This window comes from Acidiphilium multivorum AIU301 (genome assembly GCF_000202835.1).
Lineage (GTDB): Bacteria > Pseudomonadota > Alphaproteobacteria > Acetobacterales > Acetobacteraceae > Acidiphilium > Acidiphilium multivorum.
The window spans coordinates 849,971-866,810 of sequence record NC_015186.1 but is presented as its reverse complement, the minus strand read 5'-3'; the positions used below and the strand labels follow the sequence as shown (position 1 = coordinate 866,810).

15 protein-coding genes are annotated in these 16,840 nt (G+C 66.3%); 6 read left to right on the top strand and 9 right to left on the bottom strand.

Annotated elements, in window-relative coordinates; genetic code table 11:
* The gene (locus ACMV_RS03775; protein WP_007423516.1) at nucleotides 1-975 is read left to right on the top strand and encodes a cation diffusion facilitator family transporter; all 975 of its coding nucleotides are present in this window, start codon (nucleotides 1-3) and stop codon (nucleotides 973-975) included.
* Nucleotides 976-996: 21 nt separating this feature from the next.
* Here the strand turns inward: ACMV_RS03775 and ACMV_RS03770 are convergent, their stop codons facing one another.
* Nucleotides 997-2,511: a multicopper oxidase family protein gene (locus ACMV_RS03770; protein ID WP_013639601.1), complete on the bottom strand. Its 1,515-nt coding sequence runs from the start codon at nucleotides 2,509-2,511 to the stop codon at nucleotides 997-999.
* A gap of 652 nt (nucleotides 2,512-3,163) precedes the next feature.
* On the opposite strand from ACMV_RS03770, the gene ACMV_RS03765 reads away from it, so the two are divergent.
* The 4 genes from ACMV_RS03765 (at nucleotide 3,164) to ACMV_RS03750 (ending at nucleotide 7,069) form a co-directional block, all read left to right on the top strand.
* Nucleotides 3,164-4,339 (top strand): acyltransferase family protein, encoded by a 1,176-nt coding sequence (locus ACMV_RS03765; protein WP_013639600.1) that lies wholly within the window; start codon nucleotides 3,164-3,166, stop codon nucleotides 4,337-4,339.
* Between the two features lie 373 nt (nucleotides 4,340-4,712).
* Nucleotides 4,713-5,537, top strand: coding sequence for an ABC transporter substrate-binding protein (locus tag ACMV_RS03760; RefSeq protein ID WP_011942018.1), 825 nt, complete (start codon nucleotides 4,713-4,715; stop codon nucleotides 5,535-5,537).
* 15 nt (nucleotides 5,538-5,552) lie between these two features.
* Complete coding sequence (locus ACMV_RS03755; protein ID WP_007423511.1) at nucleotides 5,553-6,305, top strand: amino acid ABC transporter permease; 753 nt, start codon at nucleotides 5,553-5,555, stop codon at nucleotides 6,303-6,305.
* Entirely contained in the window at nucleotides 6,305-7,069 is a 765-nt protein-coding gene (locus tag ACMV_RS03750) for an amino acid ABC transporter ATP-binding protein (RefSeq protein ID WP_007423510.1), read from the top strand. The genes ACMV_RS03755 and ACMV_RS03750 overlap by 1 nt, the downstream gene beginning before the upstream one ends.
* Before the next feature lie 46 nt (nucleotides 7,070-7,115).
* Here ACMV_RS03750 and ACMV_RS03745 read toward each other — a convergent pair whose 3' ends face one another.
* The 8 genes from ACMV_RS03745 to ACMV_RS03710 form a co-directional block, all read right to left on the bottom strand.
* Nucleotides 7,116-8,102 (bottom strand): ABC transporter permease, encoded by a 987-nt coding sequence (locus tag ACMV_RS03745; protein WP_013639599.1) that lies wholly within the window; start codon nucleotides 8,100-8,102, stop codon nucleotides 7,116-7,118.
* On the bottom strand, nucleotides 8,099-9,103 hold the full coding sequence (locus ACMV_RS03740; protein ID WP_013639598.1) for an ABC transporter permease: 1,005 nt from the start codon (nucleotides 9,101-9,103) through the stop codon (nucleotides 8,099-8,101). Before ACMV_RS03740 ends, ACMV_RS03745 begins: the two co-directional genes overlap by 4 nt.
* Entirely contained in the window at nucleotides 9,090-10,664 is a 1,575-nt protein-coding gene (locus ACMV_RS03735) for a sugar ABC transporter ATP-binding protein (RefSeq protein WP_013639597.1), read from the bottom strand. The genes ACMV_RS03740 and ACMV_RS03735 overlap by 14 nt, the downstream gene beginning before the upstream one ends.
* 25 nt (nucleotides 10,665-10,689) lie before the next feature.
* On the bottom strand, nucleotides 10,690-11,781 hold the full coding sequence (locus ACMV_RS03730; protein ID WP_013639596.1) for a substrate-binding domain-containing protein: 1,092 nt from the start codon (nucleotides 11,779-11,781) through the stop codon (nucleotides 10,690-10,692).
* 101 nt (nucleotides 11,782-11,882) lie between these two features.
* Entirely contained in the window at nucleotides 11,883-12,932 is a 1,050-nt protein-coding gene (pdxA, locus tag ACMV_RS03725; RefSeq protein ID WP_041665228.1) for a 4-hydroxythreonine-4-phosphate dehydrogenase PdxA, read from the bottom strand.
* A gap of 133 nt (nucleotides 12,933-13,065) precedes the next feature.
* A complete protein-coding gene (locus ACMV_RS03720) occupies nucleotides 13,066-14,190 on the bottom strand; it encodes a four-carbon acid sugar kinase family protein (protein ID WP_013639594.1) in 1,125 nt (374 codons plus the stop codon).
* The gene (locus ACMV_RS03715) at nucleotides 14,187-15,020 is read right to left on the bottom strand and encodes a DeoR/GlpR family DNA-binding transcription regulator (RefSeq protein WP_013639593.1); all 834 of its coding nucleotides are present in this window, start codon (nucleotides 15,018-15,020) and stop codon (nucleotides 14,187-14,189) included. The genes ACMV_RS03720 and ACMV_RS03715 overlap by 4 nt, the downstream gene beginning before the upstream one ends.
* Nucleotides 15,021-15,071: 51 nt before the next feature.
* A complete protein-coding gene (locus tag ACMV_RS03710; protein ID WP_013639592.1) occupies nucleotides 15,072-16,052 on the bottom strand; it encodes a GlxA family transcriptional regulator in 981 nt (326 codons plus the stop codon).
* A gap of 109 nt (nucleotides 16,053-16,161) precedes the next feature.
* On the opposite strand from ACMV_RS03710, the gene ACMV_RS03705 reads away from it, so the two are divergent.
* The gene (locus ACMV_RS03705; RefSeq protein ID WP_011942026.1) at nucleotides 16,162-16,803 is read left to right on the top strand and encodes an HD domain-containing protein; all 642 of its coding nucleotides are present in this window, start codon (nucleotides 16,162-16,164) and stop codon (nucleotides 16,801-16,803) included.
* Nucleotides 16,804-16,840: the final 37 nt, after the last annotated feature.

Genomic DNA, 16,840 nt, shown 5'->3' with positions numbered 1-16,840 from the left:
ATGCCGCACGATCATCATGCTCATGACGCCCATGCCGGCCATGACCATCACGGCCATTCCCACGGCCCCGGGCACAGCCATGCGCCGGCGGATTTCGGGGCGGCGTTCGCGATCGGGGCGATCCTGAATTCCGCGTTCGTCGTCGGCGAGGTGATCGCCGGCATCGCGGCGCATTCGATGGCGCTGGTCGCCGATGCCGGCCACAATCTCGGCGACGTGCTGGGCCTGCTCGTGGCCTGGGTGGCGGCGGTTCTGGCGAAGCGGTCCCCTTCCCGGCGCTATACCTATGGCCTCGGGCGCGGCACCATTCTCGCCGCGCTGATGAATGCGACGATCCTGCTCATCTCCATCGGCGCCATCGCCGTCGAGGCCATCCGTCGGCTGTTCGAGCCCGCCCCGGTCGGCACGGCGACGATCATGATCGTCGCGGCGATCGGCATCGTCGTCAACGGCGTCACCGCCTGGCTGTTCGCCGCGGGGCGCGGGTCCGACATCAATATCCGCGCCGCGTTCCAGCACATGGCCTATGACGCGCTCGTCTCGCTCGGCGTCGTCGTGGCCGGCGCCGTGATCCTGCTGACCGGATGGGAGCGCATCGATCCGCTGGCGAGCCTCGCCATCGCCGGCGTCATCCTGGCCGGCACCTGGGGGCTGCTCAGGGATTCGGTCGCCCTTGCCATGGACCGCGTGCCGGACGGCATCGATATCGCCGCGCTGCGCGATTTCGTCCTGGACTGGCCGGAAGTATCGGCGGTGCATGATCTGCATGTGTGGCCGACGAGCACCACGGACAGCGCCATGACCCTGCATGTCGTGACGCCCGGCGGCCACCCCGGGGATGATTTCACCGGCCGCCTCGCGGAGGCGATACGGCTGAATTTCGGGATCGGCCACCTCACCCTGCAGATCGAGACCGATGCCGCGCTGTGCGCGACGGACTGTTCGCGGCATCATCTCCCCGCGGCGCGGTCCTGAAGTTCCGGCCCGGCTCCTGCGTCAGACCGCGATCCCGCGATAGCGGAACTCGGTCATCATGCCGGTCGCCATGTGGTAGAGGTTATGGCAGTGGAAGGCCCAGCGGCCGGGATTGTCCGCATCGAAGGCGATCCGCACGCGGCCGTGCCGGGGGGTGACCAGAACCGTATCCCGGACCGCGCCGTTCACCGTCTTGCCGTTGATGCCGATGACCTGGAAGGCATGCCCGTGAAGATGCATAGGATGCGCCATGGAAGAGCGATTGACCAGCTCGATTTCCACGCGCTGCCCGGCTTCGAGCATGAGCGGCGTGACATGCGGCCAGTAGTCGCCGTTCAGCGCCCAGCGATAGGGTTTCATCGATCCGGACAGGTCGATGCGGTGCACGAGGTCGGGTTTGCGCGGCCTTAGCGGCTGGGCCGCGGTGAGACGCATTTCCAGCGCATTGTCGAGCGGCGGCGTCCTGTCGTGCCCCGCTTCGGCGATCGTGGGGATGCGCGCACCCGGCGTTGCCAGGACGATGCCCGTGCGGCGACGCGAGGCTTCGAGACGCGCGAGGATGGGAAAGGCGCCGGAGGGCGGCAGGTCGACGAGGATGTCCATCCGCTGGGCGATGGCGAGCGGAAAGCGGGCGCCGGCAACCGGATGAACCGGATGACCGTCGACGGCGACGATCCTGCCTTTGAGGGTCCCGAGATCGATCCAGAACTGGCTGGAGGACGAGCCGTTGATGATGCGCAGGCGCACGCGCCCGCTGCGCCCGACGCGCACCACCTCGGGATCGGCGAGCGTGCGGTCGTTGGCGAGGAAGGCGTCGTAGTCGATATCGTTCACATCCATGGTCATGCCGCCCATGGAGTGCCCCTGCCCCATGTCGCCCGAGGACATCGACGCCATGCCGCCGGAGGCCATGCCATGCATGTTCATGGCCGGCGCCGCGACATTCTCGGCATGGCGGACCATATCGTGGACGGCGGAAGGCTTCGCCCCCGTCAGGCCGGCCAGAAGGTCGTCCGGCGTCCTGAAGCTGAAATCGTGCAGCATCAGCACGATGTCCTGCCGGTCCTCGCGCATCTCGGCGGCGGTGCGGACGATCAGCGGCGCCGTCATCAGGCTCTGCTCCTGCAGGCCGTCATGCGAATGCATCCAGTAGGTGCCGGGGATCGGCGCGTAGTCGTAGCTTCGGGTCGCGCCTGGCGCCAGCGGCGGCGTCTGCGGCCAGGGGAAGCCATCCTGGGTCCAGGGCGGCAGCTGGCCGTGCCAGTGGATGATCGTGTGCTCGTCGAGCGTGTTGGTCAGATCGACGCGGAAGCGCTCTCCCGGTGCGAGGAACAGCCCGGCTTGCCCGCTATCGGCGGTGAGACGGAAGACCCGGGCCGCGCGGCCGTTCACCTCGAGGGTGCGGGTGCCGGCCAGCAGGCGATGCCCGCCCGCGGCCGCGGCAGGGGCCTGACCGGCCTGCGCGGAAACCCATGGAACGGCACCGGCGGAACCGGCGGCGGCAAGAAGAAGGCGACGTGTCAGGCGGGAGGACATTGGCGATATTCCTGGCTGGGATCGGCGTTCGGTGGCGGGAGCGATATGGGGCCTTCCATCGTGGGAAGGTCAACGCGAAATTTGCTCGGGCAGATGGTGCGTGTGAAGGGCGCCGGATTTCGGATTTCCCATATTTAACGTATCTGTTTCGTAACAGTTGTTGCGATATGTTGCGGCCAGCGGACCGGGGCACGACATGCGGGAGGCCGGCCGGGCGGTGTCGCGGTTCCGGATTGACCGGATCGGCCGGAGCGTGCGTGGCGACACGATCGACGCCATGTGGGCAACAGAAAATTCATCGTCACGAGCCGCGTCGGGCGTGAATATTAAAAATGCATATAACAACATGTATTTATTTACACTTGAAACATTATTTCTCACTTTTAAATCCAAATCGTCATAAATACATTGGAGCAGATGTGCGTTTATATTGGAATAGAATCATTCTTTCATTTCGGCTTCTCACCGCAACTGGAATGTTGCGGGCTTTTCGCCTGGCGCCTCGCCTTGTTCTGACGTGGCGTGGTGAGGCCTGGGCGGCGCAGGTCCCGGTTGAGCCAGGATCAGGATTGCCCCTCGCCCGCCACTCGTCGCGGGATGCTGGACGCGGAGCGCTCGCCACCGTTCGGGGCCAGTGCGCGAGGGGGGCCTGATGACCCGGCCGGCGCTGTTTTCCGGCCAGACGGATGTATCCGTCCCGATGCCGGGTCTGGCTGAAATTCCCGACGGATATGCCGACATCCGAACACGGCCGGCAAAGTCGGATCGGATGGAAGGACTGACGGGATTGCGCGCCCTTGCGGCACTATGGGTTGTCGGATTTCATTACAGTTTCGGCGCGTTCGCATACCTCTATCCGGCGGGTTCGCTGCGGGTGATCCGACTCGGCTATCTCGGCGTCGATCTGTTTTTCACACTGAGCGGGTTCGTGATCTGGCATGTCCATGCGGCCGATTTCCATCAGCCGACGGTGCCGGCATTCCGGCGATTCATCGGGCTTCGCCTCGCCCGCCTCTATCCGGTCTATCTTTTCACGATGCTGCTGTTTGTCGTGATTGTCGTCCTGGGGCCTGCGCTGGGCGATCCTTCATTCAATCCGAGGAATTATGAACCGGGCCAGTTTCTGGTCGATCTGTTCATGCTGCAAAGTTGGGGACTAACCGACCATCTCAATTGGAATTATCCGGCATGGTCGGTTAGTGCGGAGATGTTCTGCTATATCCTTTTCCCGTTCCTCGCATTTGGCCTCCGGAAGTTGAACAATGGTCTGGTGATGTCGGCAGCGGTCGCGCTGCCGTTGGCATTGGCGGCATGTTATTCGACGATATTTGGCCACACGATGAATGTGACCCTTGGAGGGCCGGTGCTGCTGCGGGCGGCGGCCGAATTCACGGAAGGGTGCCTGCTGCGCCGCATCGTCGACGTGGTGCCGGTGCGCCGTATCCGCTGGACCGTGCCGATACTCTTGATGATCGTCGCCACGGAAGCGATGTTTGTGCTCCAGAGCCGCCTTGCCGACTTCATGCCGGTGCTGGTCTTTCCCTTTGTCATCCTTGCCGCGAGTTCGAGGGCAAATCCCATTGGACGCCTCGCTTCCTCGAAGCCGTTCGTCCTTGTTGGGGCCGCGAGCTACTCGCTTTATCTGATGCAGGCGCCCGTGGAAAAAGGCGCGCGCTTTCTCCTGGCCTATGTCGCGCACGGGACAGCGCTCGAATGTGCGGCGGCGGTGTGCGGTTATATTGCAATCCTGGGCGTTTCAACCGCGCTCGTTCACCGCTACGTCGAAAATCCCTCCCGCAGAAGCCTGCGGCAACTGGTCGCAGCATAAGGGGACGGCCGGCGGATCGATCACGCCGGCGCCGGCAACGGGGACGATGCGCCCCCATGCAACCATCGCGATGAGAATGGACCCGCGTCATGGCAGGGGCCAGAGCGTGTTGCCGGCAGCGCCTTCGCTTGATGCACGGCACGGCGGCACGTTTCGCACCGCAAAAGTGAGCCGGCTTCGTTTTGCTCATATTCAATTCGTATGCATAGATTTTATTCGTTAGTTGGCTATTGTTTGATCATATAGCTCTATAAACGCATATTTTTTGATATTTTTGTCTTGTTGCGCCGCATTCAGCGGCCTAATTTTCATCCATCCGGGCCGGTGCTGACAGCCCTGTCACCAGATCAACCGCTTCGAATGGAGACCGATCATGACTCGAATGAAAGCGCTGTTTTCGGCACTGGGGGTATTGGCGGGAGCCGGGCTGGCGGGATTGACGACGGCGCATGCCGCGGCCCCGGGCCTGCCCGCGAGTATCGAGAAATCGGGCACCCTGCGCATCTGCAGCGCCGTCAATCTGCCGCCCATGGAATTCATGAATGCGGAGACCAGGCCGGTTGGCCTGGACATCGATCTTGGCGATGCCATCGCGAGCCATCTCGGCGTGAAGCCCGAATGGATCAACATGCCTTTTGCGGGGCTGATCCCTGCCCTGCTCGCCTCGCACTGCGATATCATCATGTCGCAGCTGTTCATCAAGCCGGGACGGCTCAAGGTGATCGACGAAATTCCCTACATGATTTCGCACGAGGCCGTTCTCGTGAAGCGAGGCAAGGGAGCCGTTCCCTCGCTTGAAAGTCTGTCGGGCAAGAAGGTTGCGACGGTCACAGGCACCACGGCCACGGTGCTGCTGAAGGCAGCGAACAAGGAACTCGCAGGCGCGCGGAAGAAGCCGATCGATATCGTGATGTTTCCGGAAAACACGCAGGCCTTGCAGCAGCTTCAATTCGGCCAGGTTGCCGCCTACGGTGTCGCCTACGAAACCGCGCGCTATTACATCCACAAGGCGCCGGGACAATTCGCGCTGGGCGGCCCGCCCTATTACAAGATCGCCACCGGCATCGGCATCCGCAAGAACGAAGCGGCGCTGCACAAGGCGGTCAGTTCGGCACTCGCCGACATGATGAAGAACGGCAGTTATGCCGCCATCTTCCGGAAGTGGAATCTCGGCATCGACATGCTGAAGCCCGGTTGAGCGCGGAGCATCGAGGTGCATTTCGACTGGCCTTATTTCTGGCATCAGCTGCTGGAGCCGAACGGCGCCTTCCTTGAGGGGCTCTGGCTGACGATCATGATCAGCGTCGGGGGGCAGGCGATCGGGCTCGCGATCGGTCTGCCCGCAGCGCTCGCAAGGCGGTCGAAGATGGGCGTCCTGCGTTGGCCGGCGCGGGCCTATATCTTCCTGATGCGCGGCACGCCTCTGCTGGTGCAGATCGTCTTCATCTATACCGGACTCGCGGCCGCCGGCATTCTCCGGTTCCATGACATCCATCTCGGCGGACTCACCCTCGCGGGCAATGTGCAGGCCGGCATCCTCGCGCTGGGCCTGAACGAAGGGGCGTACATGGCCGAAATATTCAGGGCCGGCATCGATGCCGTCGATCGCGGCCAGACCGAGGCGGCGAAATCGCTCGGCATGGTTCCCTGGCAGATCCTTCGATATGTCGTGCTGCCCCAGGCGCTACGTGTGGTTTTGTTGCCGATCGGCAATCAGTTCAACATCATGCTGAAGAACTCGACGCTGGTGAGCGTGATCGGCGTTTCGGAAATGCTGCTGGTCACCGAGACGATCAATTCGGCCACGTTCCGCACCTTCGAACTCTACTCGGTGCTTGCCCTCTATTTTCTCGCGTTGACCACGATATGGGGTGCCGTGATGGCGCAGGTCGAGCGCCGGATGGACAGGCAGCCCGACGACAGCGCCATCGACGCCATCAGCCAGCCGATGACGGAAACCGCCTGATGCAGCCGCTCCTGATCGAAGCCGAGGACGTGGAAAAGCGTTTCGGCAACACGAAAGTTCTCGACCGTGTCAGTTTCGGCGTCCGCCGCGGCGAGACCGTTGTCCTGATCGGTTCCTCGGGTTCGGGCAAGACCACTCTGCTGCGGTGCATCAACCATCTCGAGAAAATCGAGGGCGGGCGCATCGTGGTCAATGGCGGCCTGATCGGCTACCGCGAGCAGAACGGAAAACTGGCGGAGGATCTCGAGGTCAACATCGCCCGGCAGCGACGGGATGTCGGCATGGTGTTCCAGCGCTTCAACCTGTTCGCAAATCTCGATGTCATCGAAAACATCATCCTCGCGCCCATGAAAGTTCGCGGCAGGCCGCGAGCGGAAGCGGTATCGCGAGCGGAAGCGCTGCTGGCACGCGTCGGCCTCTCGCACAAGGCCAGGGCGATGCCATCCTCCCTCTCGGGCGGACAACAGCAGCGGGTCGCGATCGCCCGTGCGCTCGCGATGCAGCCGGCGGTGATGCTCTTCGATGAGCCGACCTCGGCGCTCGACCCCGAGATGGTGGGCGAAGTGCTCGCGGTGATGCGCGATCTGGCGCAGGACGGCATGACGATGATGATCGTGACGCATGAAATGGGCTTTGCGCGAAATGTCGCGGATCGGATCATCGTGATGGATCGCGGGCGCATCGTCGAGGATGGGCCGCCTGCGGTCCTGTTCGAGCAGCCGGTTCACCCGAAGACGCGGGCGCTGCTGGGTTGCCGGCATTAGATCTTCAATCCCGCCCTGCCTCGCGATGGGAGTGCGGCGGCGGCAACTATGACCGCCGCTTGAGGAACAGCAATGCCAGCGCCAGCAGGATGGCGCCGAAGACGAGCTGGCGCGCGCCTTCGGAAATGTTCAGCGTCACCAGGATCGCCTGCAGCAGGACGACGGTCAGCGCGCCGGCGATGCTGCCGGCATAGCCCCCCTCGCCGCCTGACAGCCGGGTGCCGCCGATGACGACGGCGGCGATCGGCGGGAGCAGATAGTCGTTGCCCATGCCGAGATAGGCCTGCGACGAATATCCGCTCAGCAGCAGCCCGACGAAGGCGGCGCATGTCGCGCTGATGACGAAGATCAGTGCCGTCACCCGTCCGATCGGCACGCCGGAGAGCAGGGCTGCCGCCGGGCTGTTGCCGATCGCATAGATCGAGCGGCCGAACGGCATCGCCCGCAGGGCCAGGATGGAAGTCGCGCCGCAGACGATCCAGACGAGGAACGCCGCCGGCATGAACCCCACATTGCCGAGCGCGAGCGCGCGGGCGGCGCCGGGGATATGGGTCGTCGGCGCGACGGCGTTCGTGTAGACGAGGGCGATGCCCTGGAGCAGCAGGTTGACGCTGAGCGTCCAGATCAGCGAATGCACCCGCAGCACGAACACGCCGAGCGTGTTCAGCAGCCCCACCGCGACGCCGACCGCGATGACGATGGCGAAGGCGATCCACTGATGGCCGTACACCGCCGCGAGATTGGTGCTCAGGATGGCCGAGAGGGTGATGGTCCACGGCACCGAAAGGTCGATCTGGCCGATCAGGATGGCGAAGGTCTCGCCGATCGCGATCAGGCCGATGAACGTCGCCTGCACGAGTTGCAGCCGTATGGTGCCCCAGCCGAGGAATTCGGGATTCACCGCGACGGCGCAGCCATAAACGAGAAGGAGGATCAGGTAGGACAGCAGCATGCGCCGCGCCGCCGGCCCGAGGCGGGCGGCGAACGGCGCCGGGCCTGTCCCGATGCGCGCCGTCTTGCCGGGCGCCGTCACTGGCGCAGCACCGTGAGCCAGTTGCCGCCGCGCAGCAGGCGCAGCCCGCCGAGGCCGAGCACCACCATGAGGATCAATCCTTCGATGCAATCCTGCCAGAAGGCGGAGACGTTGAAGACGCCGAGGGCGTTGAGGATGATCGAGAGCAGGAAACTGCCGAGGATCGGCCCGATGGCCGTGCCGCGCCCGCCGGTCAGCGCGACGCCGCCGAGCACCGCGGCGGCGAGCGAGTTGAGCGTGTAGATGCTGCCGATCGTGGGATCGCCGGATGTGGTCTCGGCGGCGAGGAACAGGGCGGCGATCGCGGCGAACAGTCCGGCCAGCACATAGCTGGTCATTTCGACGCGGCGCACCGGCAGGCCGGAGACGCGCGCGCTTTCGGCGTCATCGCCGACCGCGACGATGAACCGGCCGAGGCGGGAGCGGAAGACGGGAATCCAGGCCAGCAGCACGGCGGCGGCCAGCAACACCAGCGAGAACGGCAAAATGCCCCAGTTTCCGGTCAGCGCGTTGGCGAAGCCGGCGGGGATGGCGCCGCCGGGGCGCGGCAGGATGATCAGCGCCGCGCCGCCATAGATGAACGAGGTGCAGAAGGTGGCGATCAGCGGTTCCACGCGCCCGTAGGCGATGATCAGGCCGTTCACCGCGCCGAGCCCGAGGCCGATCAGCAGCGACAGCACGACGATGCCGCCGATGCCGAGCGGGCTGCCCTGCATCGTCGTCGCCGCGAAGCAGTTGACCAGGGTGATCTCGGCGCCGATCGACAGATCGAGGCCCGCGCCGAGCAGCACGATGGTCTGGCCGATCGCGGCAAGGGCAAGCGGCACCGAGACGTTGGCGAGGCTGGCGAGGCCAAAGGGCGAGAGGATCAGCGGCTGGCGGAGCGCATAGAGGCCGATCACCACGGCAAGGCCGATGGCGCAGGACACCGGCCCCAGATGCTTCTCGATCCGTCCGCGCCGGCGGGGGGCGGCGGGGCGCGCGGCTTCAGGCGGCTTCATGCGCGGCCTCGTGGAAGGACAGGTCGAGGATGTTCTGTTCCGTGATGGAGGCTCCTTCGAGCGACCCGGCGACGCGGCCCTCGCGGAAGACCAGAACGCGGTTGCACAGCAGCGAAAACTCCGAAATGTCGGTGGAATAGAACAGCACGGCGGTGCCCTGGGCGGCGAGTTCGCGGATTACGCCGAAGAGTTCGCCGCGCGCCCCGGCATCGACACCGCGCGTCGGGTCGCAGAAGACATAGACGGGTTCGCGCCGGGCCAGCCATTTGGCGACCACAACCTTCTGCTGGTTCCCGCCGCTCAGGCTGCCGAGCGGCACCGCGCGGCTGGCGCATTTGATGCCGAGACGACGGATATGGTCGTCGACCAGGTCCGCCTCGGCGCGACGGCTGATCAGGAGGCGCCGCCGCAGGGAACCCAGCACGGTGATGGCGATGTTTTCCGCGATGCTGAGGCCGAGGAAGCCGCCGAGCGTCTTGCGGTCGTCGGGGATCAGGGCGATGCCCGCCGCGATGGCGTCGCGGGGCCGGCGCGGCAGCAGTCGCCGGCCGCCGATCTCGATAACGCCCTCCAGTCCGCGGCGGAACAGGCCGAACAGGGCGAACAGGAATTCCTTCTGCCCCTGCCCTTCGAGGCCGGCGAGGCCGAGCACCTCGCCGCGGCGGAGGTCGAAGCCGATATCGGCGAAATGCGGCGCCAGGGCGAGGCCGCTGACGTGAAGGATCGTGTCGTCCGCCCGACCGGCAAAGGCTTCCGCTGGCCGGGCAGTCTGGCGCTCCTGCCAGGCCTCGCCGAGCATCAGGGCCAGCGCCCTGTCGCGGCTGAAATCGCCGGGCGGAAACTCGCCGACCTTCTCGCCGCTGCGCAGGATCGACACGCGATCGGCCAGGCGTTCGATTTCGCCGAGCCGGTGCGAGATCAGCACGATCGCCGTGCCACGGTCCCGCAGCCGTTCGATGACCGTTATCAGGTGTTCGACCTCGGCGATGGAGAGGGCGGAGGTCGGCTCGTCGAGGATCAGGACGCGCGGATCGGTCGACAGCGCCTTCGCGATTTCGACGAGTTGCGCCTGGGCGAGCGGAAGATCGCCGACGGTCGCGTCGGGGTCGATATCCGTCGCGCCCAGCATTGCCAGCAGGACGCGCGCCCGCTCGCGCATTGCCGCGGCATCGATCCAGTGCCCGCCGCGCAGCGGTTCCTGGCCGATGAGGATGTTCTCGGCAACGCTCAGGCTCGGGAAGAGCGAGAGTTCCTGGTGCACGGTGGCGATGCCGGCGGCGAGGGCGGCGTGCGGGCTGGCGAAGCGCATGGCGGCGCCGCCGACCTCGATGGTGCCGTCATCCGGCTGCTCGATGCCGGCGAGCAGCTTGACCAGCGTGCTCTTGCCGGCGCCGTTGGCGCCGAGCAGGGCGTGAACCTCGCCCGGATAAAGCGCGAGATCGGCCCGCCGCAGCGCGACGACGCCGCCGAAGCGCTTGGACAGGCCGGTTGCCGCCAGCGTCGGCGCGGCAGCAGCACCCGCGCCGCCCGCGCGCCTGGCTCCGTCAGCCGCAATCGGCACCGGCCTCGCCCTCGTTCCGCCTTGCTCAGCTGCCGTGGACCACGGCGCCGACCGGGATCTTCACGCCGCATTGCGGGATGTCGATATCGGTGACGAAGCTGTTCGGCAGTTTCGGGAAGTAGTTGACGCCGGCCTTCATCTGCTTCGTCGTCACCGGGTTGAGCGGGATGTTCGCGGTGCGCGGCAGGCTCTGCCCGTCGAGGGCGGCGATCGCCGCGCGGATGGCCGCGGCCGCCAGCGCCGGCGACTGGCCGATGACCAGCGCCGGGACGTGATGCTCGACCGCGAGCTTCATGAAGCCGTTATCCGACTCGCTGGTCATCGGCACCAGCTTCGCCTTCACCTGCAGGAAGGCCTGCAGCGCGCCGGTGGCCCCTTCGGTGCCCCAGACGCCGGCGACATCGTGGCTGGTCGAGAGCGCATCGGCGGTGACCTTCTGGTTCACCCCGACATCCCAGTTGCCATAGACCTGCTTGACCGAGAGCCCCGCAGATTTCTTGAACACGGCCATGGCGCCGTCGCCCTGGTCGTTATCGACCGTCGTGCCGGCGAGGCCGCGGACCATCAGGATCTTGCCCTTGCCGCCGGTTTCCTTCGTGAGGAACTGCGCCCACATGCGGCCCATCGCCGCCTGGTCCTCGTTGATGTTGATCGCCTTGTCGGTCGTCACCGTATTGTCGAAGGCGACGACGACGATGCCGTGATTGACCGCCTCGTTGATGACGCTGTTGAGGCCGGAGGGCGAGGCGGCGTCGATGACGATGGCGTTGTAGCCGCCCAGGATCATCTGGCGGATCTGCGCGACCTGCTGGGCGACGTTGTTGCCGGCATTCTGGATCTCGAACTTCGAGATGTATTTCGCGACCGCCGGCTGCTTCACGTAGGCGCGGGCGATGTTCAGCATCTCGGTGCGCCAGTTGTTGCCGTAATACGAGTTGCTGAAGGCGATCCTGTAGGGGCCGTGCTTCGCCTTCAGCTTGACCATCGGCGTCGATGCCGTCTGCGGGACGAAGCAGGCGGCGAGGCTCTTCGGCGCCACAAGGTTATCGGCGGCGGCGGTGCCCGTCGCGGCCAGGATGCCGGCCGCGACCACTGCGGAAACGATGGTATTGCGCATCAATATTATCCTCCCTTTGTGACCGCCCGGGCAGAGCCCGCGTCCGGCCGTTTGTCATCGATCGGCACGCCCTGACCGGCGCGCCGTGGCGGGTCGTCGCGTTACGGTGAGGGCGCGGTCCGGTCCGATCCTTGCGCGAGTTGCACCGCATAGTCGATGGCTTCCAGCAGGCTCTGCTCGCTGGCGATGCCCTTGCCGGCAATGTCGAACGCCGTGCCGTGGTCGACCGACGTGCGGATGATCGGCAGGCCGAGCGTGACGTTGACGCCGCTGAGCGCCTGCCATTCGCCGGTCGTGGGGTCGACCGAAAAGCCCAGCAGCTTCACCGGGATATGGCCCTGGTCGTGATACATCGCGACGACCGCGTCGAACTGGCCGGCCCGCAGTTTCACGAAGATCGTGTCGCCCGGAACCGGACCCGTCACGTCGTGGCCGGCGCGACGCAGATCCTCGACGGTGGGGGCGGTGATGTCGATATCCTCTCGGCCGAACAGGCCGTTCTCGCCGGCATGCGGATTGAGCGCGGCGATGCCGATCCGCGGGCGGGCGATGCCCAGCCGGTTCAGCGCGTCCGCCGTCAGTTCCACCACCTGACGCAGCCGCTCGGGCGTGAGGCGCTTCGGCACGTCGCGCAGCGCGACATGGGTGCAGACATGGCTCACGCGCATGTTGCCATGGGCCAGCATCATCACCGAATTCCGCGCGGCGGTGAGATCGGCAAGCAGCTCGGTATGGCCGCTGTAATGATGGCCGGCGAGATTGAGCGCCTCCTTGTTGATCGGCGCCGTGCAGATCGCATCGACCAGGCCGCCCATCGCCATGCGCACGCCGGCGGCGATCGCCTGATAGGCGCTTTCGCCCGCGACGGCCGAAACCTTGCCCGGCTCGATGGCAGAGGCGTCGGGCCCGACCTCGACCAGCGCACAAGGCGGCAGCGCCTCGCGCGGGGTATCGGCGGAAACGGCCGCGAAAGGCTGGGCAATGCCCAACCCGGCGCAAGCGGCAGCGAGGCGGTGGCCAGACCCCGTCACCACCAGCGCAAGCTCGCCGGCCTCGATCCGATCCTTCAGGCGCTGGGCGGCCTTCGCGATGATCTCGGGGCCGACACCCGCCGGATCCCCCATCGTGACGGCAATACGCGGAATGGCCACCAATGCACCTCCGGTCTCGTGACGGCGCGAACATGAGCCGCGGCCGCCTCGGTGTCAATAACGCTCATGTTTTATGATTGATTTTGAAACGCCTCGGTTCATCCTGCATCATTGAAGATGCGGCATCGGACGGTCATGACGGGACAAGGCGATCGTCGAGCAGGCGGGCGAGAAAATCGGGTGCGCCGAAGGCCCCGGAGCGCGAAATCAGCCCGACGCCATCCCAGAGGCCGCCGCCGATCCGGGATACCGGCACGCCGGGCATGATCTCGCCGGCAAGGCACAGGGCTTCGGCGCCGATGACGTCGCAGACGGAAGCAAGCGTCTCGCCGCCGATCACGACGAGACCGGATGGCCGCGGCAGGCGGGGCAGCGTCGCGGCCAGGCGCGCGGCGATCATCGGCGCGGCCTCGGCGGGCGCGAGGCCGCGCGGGAGATCGGCGGTGACGATGCAACTCGTGCGCGCGAGACTCTGCGCGACAAGGGACGCGGCCCGCTCGCCGTCCGTTCCCAGGGCAACCCGCGCCGCGGCGGAGGGTGGCACCGCGGCGATCTGCGCGTGCGTGACCGGATGATCCGATCCGATGAGGATCAGCTGCGGTCCCGGCTCGGGCACGATCCGGCAGGGCCCCTCGCCTGCCAGGGCGCGGGCAAGGCCGGCACTGCCGCACCAGAGGATGGGGGCGCCGTGGTCGCGCGCGACGACCACGAGCCGGTCCAGATCCTCCTGCACGAGTGCGTCGCAGATCAGCACTGTGCCGGGCGCCGCCGCGAGGTCTGCGGCGCGCAGGGCGCCGGCCGGAATGTACCGCGCGCGGCAGCCCGCCAATGCCAGTTCCTCGCCGGGACTCCGCGGCAAGGCAGCCAGGATGCCATCCGCGCCTGGCGCATATTGCCGGCCATTCCGCGTGATCCGGCGCTGCGCGGGGAAAGCCGGCGCAAGGATGCATACGTGATCGGGACAGGCGCCGAGCAAGATCGCGAGGTCGCGCGGCCAATGCCCGCGCAGCAGGCTGTCGATTTTCAGGAAGCGGAGACCGGCGCCGGCGAGGAACGGCGCGGCGGCAGCCATGAGCCGCCCGGCGGCATCGGCATCGAGATCACGCGAGGCGGTGCTGATCGCCGCGGTCTCCGGCACAGGCGCGCCGTTTCGCGCGCGAAGAAGCACCGGAAGGCCCGGATTTCGCCCCGTGAACTGGACGGCCGCATCGAGCGCGCCGGTCAGATCATCGGCAACAAGGCGGACCGAGGTCGTCATCGGGGCGTTTCGCGCGACGCCGAGACGAGCGAGACCGTCACGCCCCGCGCGCGCGCCGCATCGAGATCGCCCGGATCAACGCCGTCATCGGTTACCAGCGCGTCGATCTCGTCGAGATCGCAGATCGTGCAGAAGGCCGGCAGGCGGAACTTCGTCGAGTCCGCGAGGAGAATGACCCGTCGCGCCGCGCGGATCATCGCCCGCTTCATCGCCGCGATCTCCACCGAGGTGTCGGTGATCGCCGTGCCGCTGATCGTGTGCGTGCCGAGCAGCAGCGTATCGGCATGGAGCCCGGCCAGGAAGTCGCGTCCCGGATCGCCGGTCAGGCTGAGCGAGCCGTGGCGAACCGTGCCGCCGGAGACGATGACCCTGATCGTCTCGGATTGCGCGAGAACCTGGGCAATGCCGAGATCGTTGGTGACCGCGGTGAGCGGGATCGCCCGCGCCATGGCGGCCTGGGCCGCCCACCGCACGGTGCTGCCGCTGTCGAAGATGACGCTCTCGCCCGGTGCGAGCATGTCCGCGGCGGCGGCACCGATCAGGCGCTTTTCCGCGCGCGCGAGTTGTTCCGCGAGTTCCGGGGCGGGTTCGAACGTCGCGGCGGGTTCGGCCGGCAGGGCCGCGCCGCCATGCGCGCGCGCCAGGGCCCGCCGCTTCTCCAGCCGGTCGAGATCGCGCCGGATCGTCGAGACCGAGGAGCCGATCGCCGCCGCCAGATCATGGATCGATGCCGCGCCGTGCTGGCGGACATGGTCGAGAATCAGCGCCTGGCGCTGCACGGGCAGGAGGTCTTGCCGCCCTTCGCGGGTAGATGCCGATCGTCGCCTCATCGCAAAAATGTCTCACAGCCGGTTGCGTTTGCCAAATGCCGGCGCCGCGCGTTACGCCCTTCCGCCAAAGTGCCGGCGGTAGGCCGCCGGCGTTACACCCACATGACGCTGGAAGGACCGGCGCAGCGTATCGACATTGGCGAACCCGCACCGCGCCGCGACCTGCTTCGGCGCGGCCGCGCCACTTTCGAGCATCTCCCGGGCCGCCGTCACGCGCGCGGATTCCACCCAGCTGGCCGGGGTCATTCCGGTTTCACTGCGGAACAGCCGGGCGAAGTGCCGGGCGCTGAGGCCGGTACGGGCGGCAAGACTGCTGACATCGAGATCGGCGGCGGGATTTGCCGCGACATATCGCTGCACCTCCTGCAACATGGCGCGACCGGAGGGCAGCGACTCCCCGCTGCGGCTGAACTGCAACTGCCCGCCCGACCGCTTGAAGAACATCACCAGTTGCGCGGCGACCCGCTTGGCGATCTCGCGGCCGAGATCCTCCTCGACCAGAGCGAGGGCGAGATCGAGCCCGGCGGTGACGCCGGCGGCGGTGCGCAGCTTGCCGTCGCGCACATGGATCGCATCGGTCTCCAGCGTGACTGCGGGGAACGCCGCCGCGAGCCGCGCCGCCACCGCCCAATGCGTGGTTGCCCGCTTGCCGTCGAGCAGGCCGGCCTGGGCAAGCAGAAAGGCGCCGCTGCAGACCGACCCGTAGCGCCGCGCCCGCCGCGCTTCCCGCCGCAGCCAGTCCAGCACCGGCTGCGGCGGCGCCGTGTCGGGCATTTTGGGACAGCCCGCGACCAGCAGCGTGTCGATCTTGCCGCCTGTCATGCCGTCGCCGACGATGCGGTCCGACATCAGGCGCGCGCCCGACGAACTGACGATGGGGCCCGGCGCGATCCCGGCGATCTCCAGCCGATACGCTGTCCGCCCGGCCTGGGCGCTTGCCTCCGCGAAGACGTCGAGCGGTCCGGAGACGTCGAGCAACTGCACGCCCGGCATCGCCAGCACCAGGATCGTCCTTATCCCACGATCATTCATCGCCACGACCTTTCCGCACGGATTTTGTCTGAATTCGACGTGTTACGCCGATAGAGGACATCCAGCGCCTCGGTTATGATCTCCTTGCCGTCAAGTCAAGGAAATCACGATGAAAACCACAGTAAACGGGATCGGTATCCCCGATACGCCCCTGGCCAATGCGATAACGGAGCTGGTGCGCGATACGGAGACGCCTCTTCTCTTCAATCATTCCACACGGGTTTATTACTGGGCCGCGCTTGCCGGGACCCGGCGGGGGCTGAAATATGATGCCGAACTGCTCTATGCCGGCGCGATGTTCCACGACATGGGGCTGATGCCGAGCCACAGTTCGCATCACGAGCGCTTCGAGGTGGACGGCGCCAATGTCGCGAAAGCGTTTCTGCTGAGCCGCGGCATTGCCGAGGCCGACGTCTATACGGTCTGGACCGCGATCGCGCTGCACACCACGCCCGGCATTCCCCGGCACATGCATCCGCTGGTGGCCCTGGTCACCGCCGGCGTGGAGATGGACGTGCTCGGTCTCGCCTATGACGACTATGCCGATGCCGAGCGCGAAGCCGTGGTGCGCGCCTATCCCCGCACTGAGCATTTCAAGGAAGACATCATCGACGCATTCTACAACGGTATCCGCCACAAGCCCGACACCACCTTCGGCAACGTCAAGGCCGATGTACTCGCCGACAAGGATGCGCATTTCCACCGCGGCAATTTCTGCTCGGTGATCCGCGGTTCCGCATGGAAAGCCTGACCCAAGAACACCGCCCCTGAAGGCCTCCCGAGGAGTT

Bases quoted from the DNA above. Each gene is read 5' to 3' on its own strand.
- ACMV_RS03775 (WP_007423516.1), top strand. From the start codon at position 1: ATGCCGCACGATCATCATGCTCATGACGCCCATGCCGGCCATGACCAT.
- ACMV_RS03770 (WP_013639601.1), bottom strand. From the start codon at position 2,511: ATGTCCTCCCGCCTGACACGTCGCCTTCTTCTTGCCGCCGCCGGTTCC.
- ACMV_RS03765 (WP_013639600.1), top strand. From the start codon at position 3,164: ATGACCCGGCCGGCGCTGTTTTCCGGCCAGACGGATGTATCCGTCCCG.
- ACMV_RS03760 (WP_011942018.1), top strand. From the start codon at position 4,713: ATGACTCGAATGAAAGCGCTGTTTTCGGCACTGGGGGTATTGGCGGGA.
- ACMV_RS03750 (WP_007423510.1), top strand. From the start codon at position 6,305: ATGCAGCCGCTCCTGATCGAAGCCGAGGACGTGGAAAAGCGTTTCGGC.
- ACMV_RS03740 (WP_013639598.1), bottom strand. From the start codon at position 9,103: ATGAAGCCGCCTGAAGCCGCGCGCCCCGCCGCCCCCCGCCGGCGCGGA.
- ACMV_RS03730 (WP_013639596.1), bottom strand. From the start codon at position 11,781: ATGCGCAATACCATCGTTTCCGCAGTGGTCGCGGCCGGCATCCTGGCC.
- ACMV_RS03720 (WP_013639594.1), bottom strand. From the start codon at position 14,190: ATGACGACCTCGGTCCGCCTTGTTGCCGATGATCTGACCGGCGCGCTC.
- ACMV_RS03715 (WP_013639593.1), bottom strand. From the start codon at position 15,020: ATGAGGCGACGATCGGCATCTACCCGCGAAGGGCGGCAAGACCTCCTG.
- ACMV_RS03710 (WP_013639592.1), bottom strand. From the start codon at position 16,052: ATGAATGATCGTGGGATAAGGACGATCCTGGTGCTGGCGATGCCGGGC.
- ACMV_RS03705 (WP_011942026.1), top strand. From the start codon at position 16,162: ATGAAAACCACAGTAAACGGGATCGGTATCCCCGATACGCCCCTGGCC.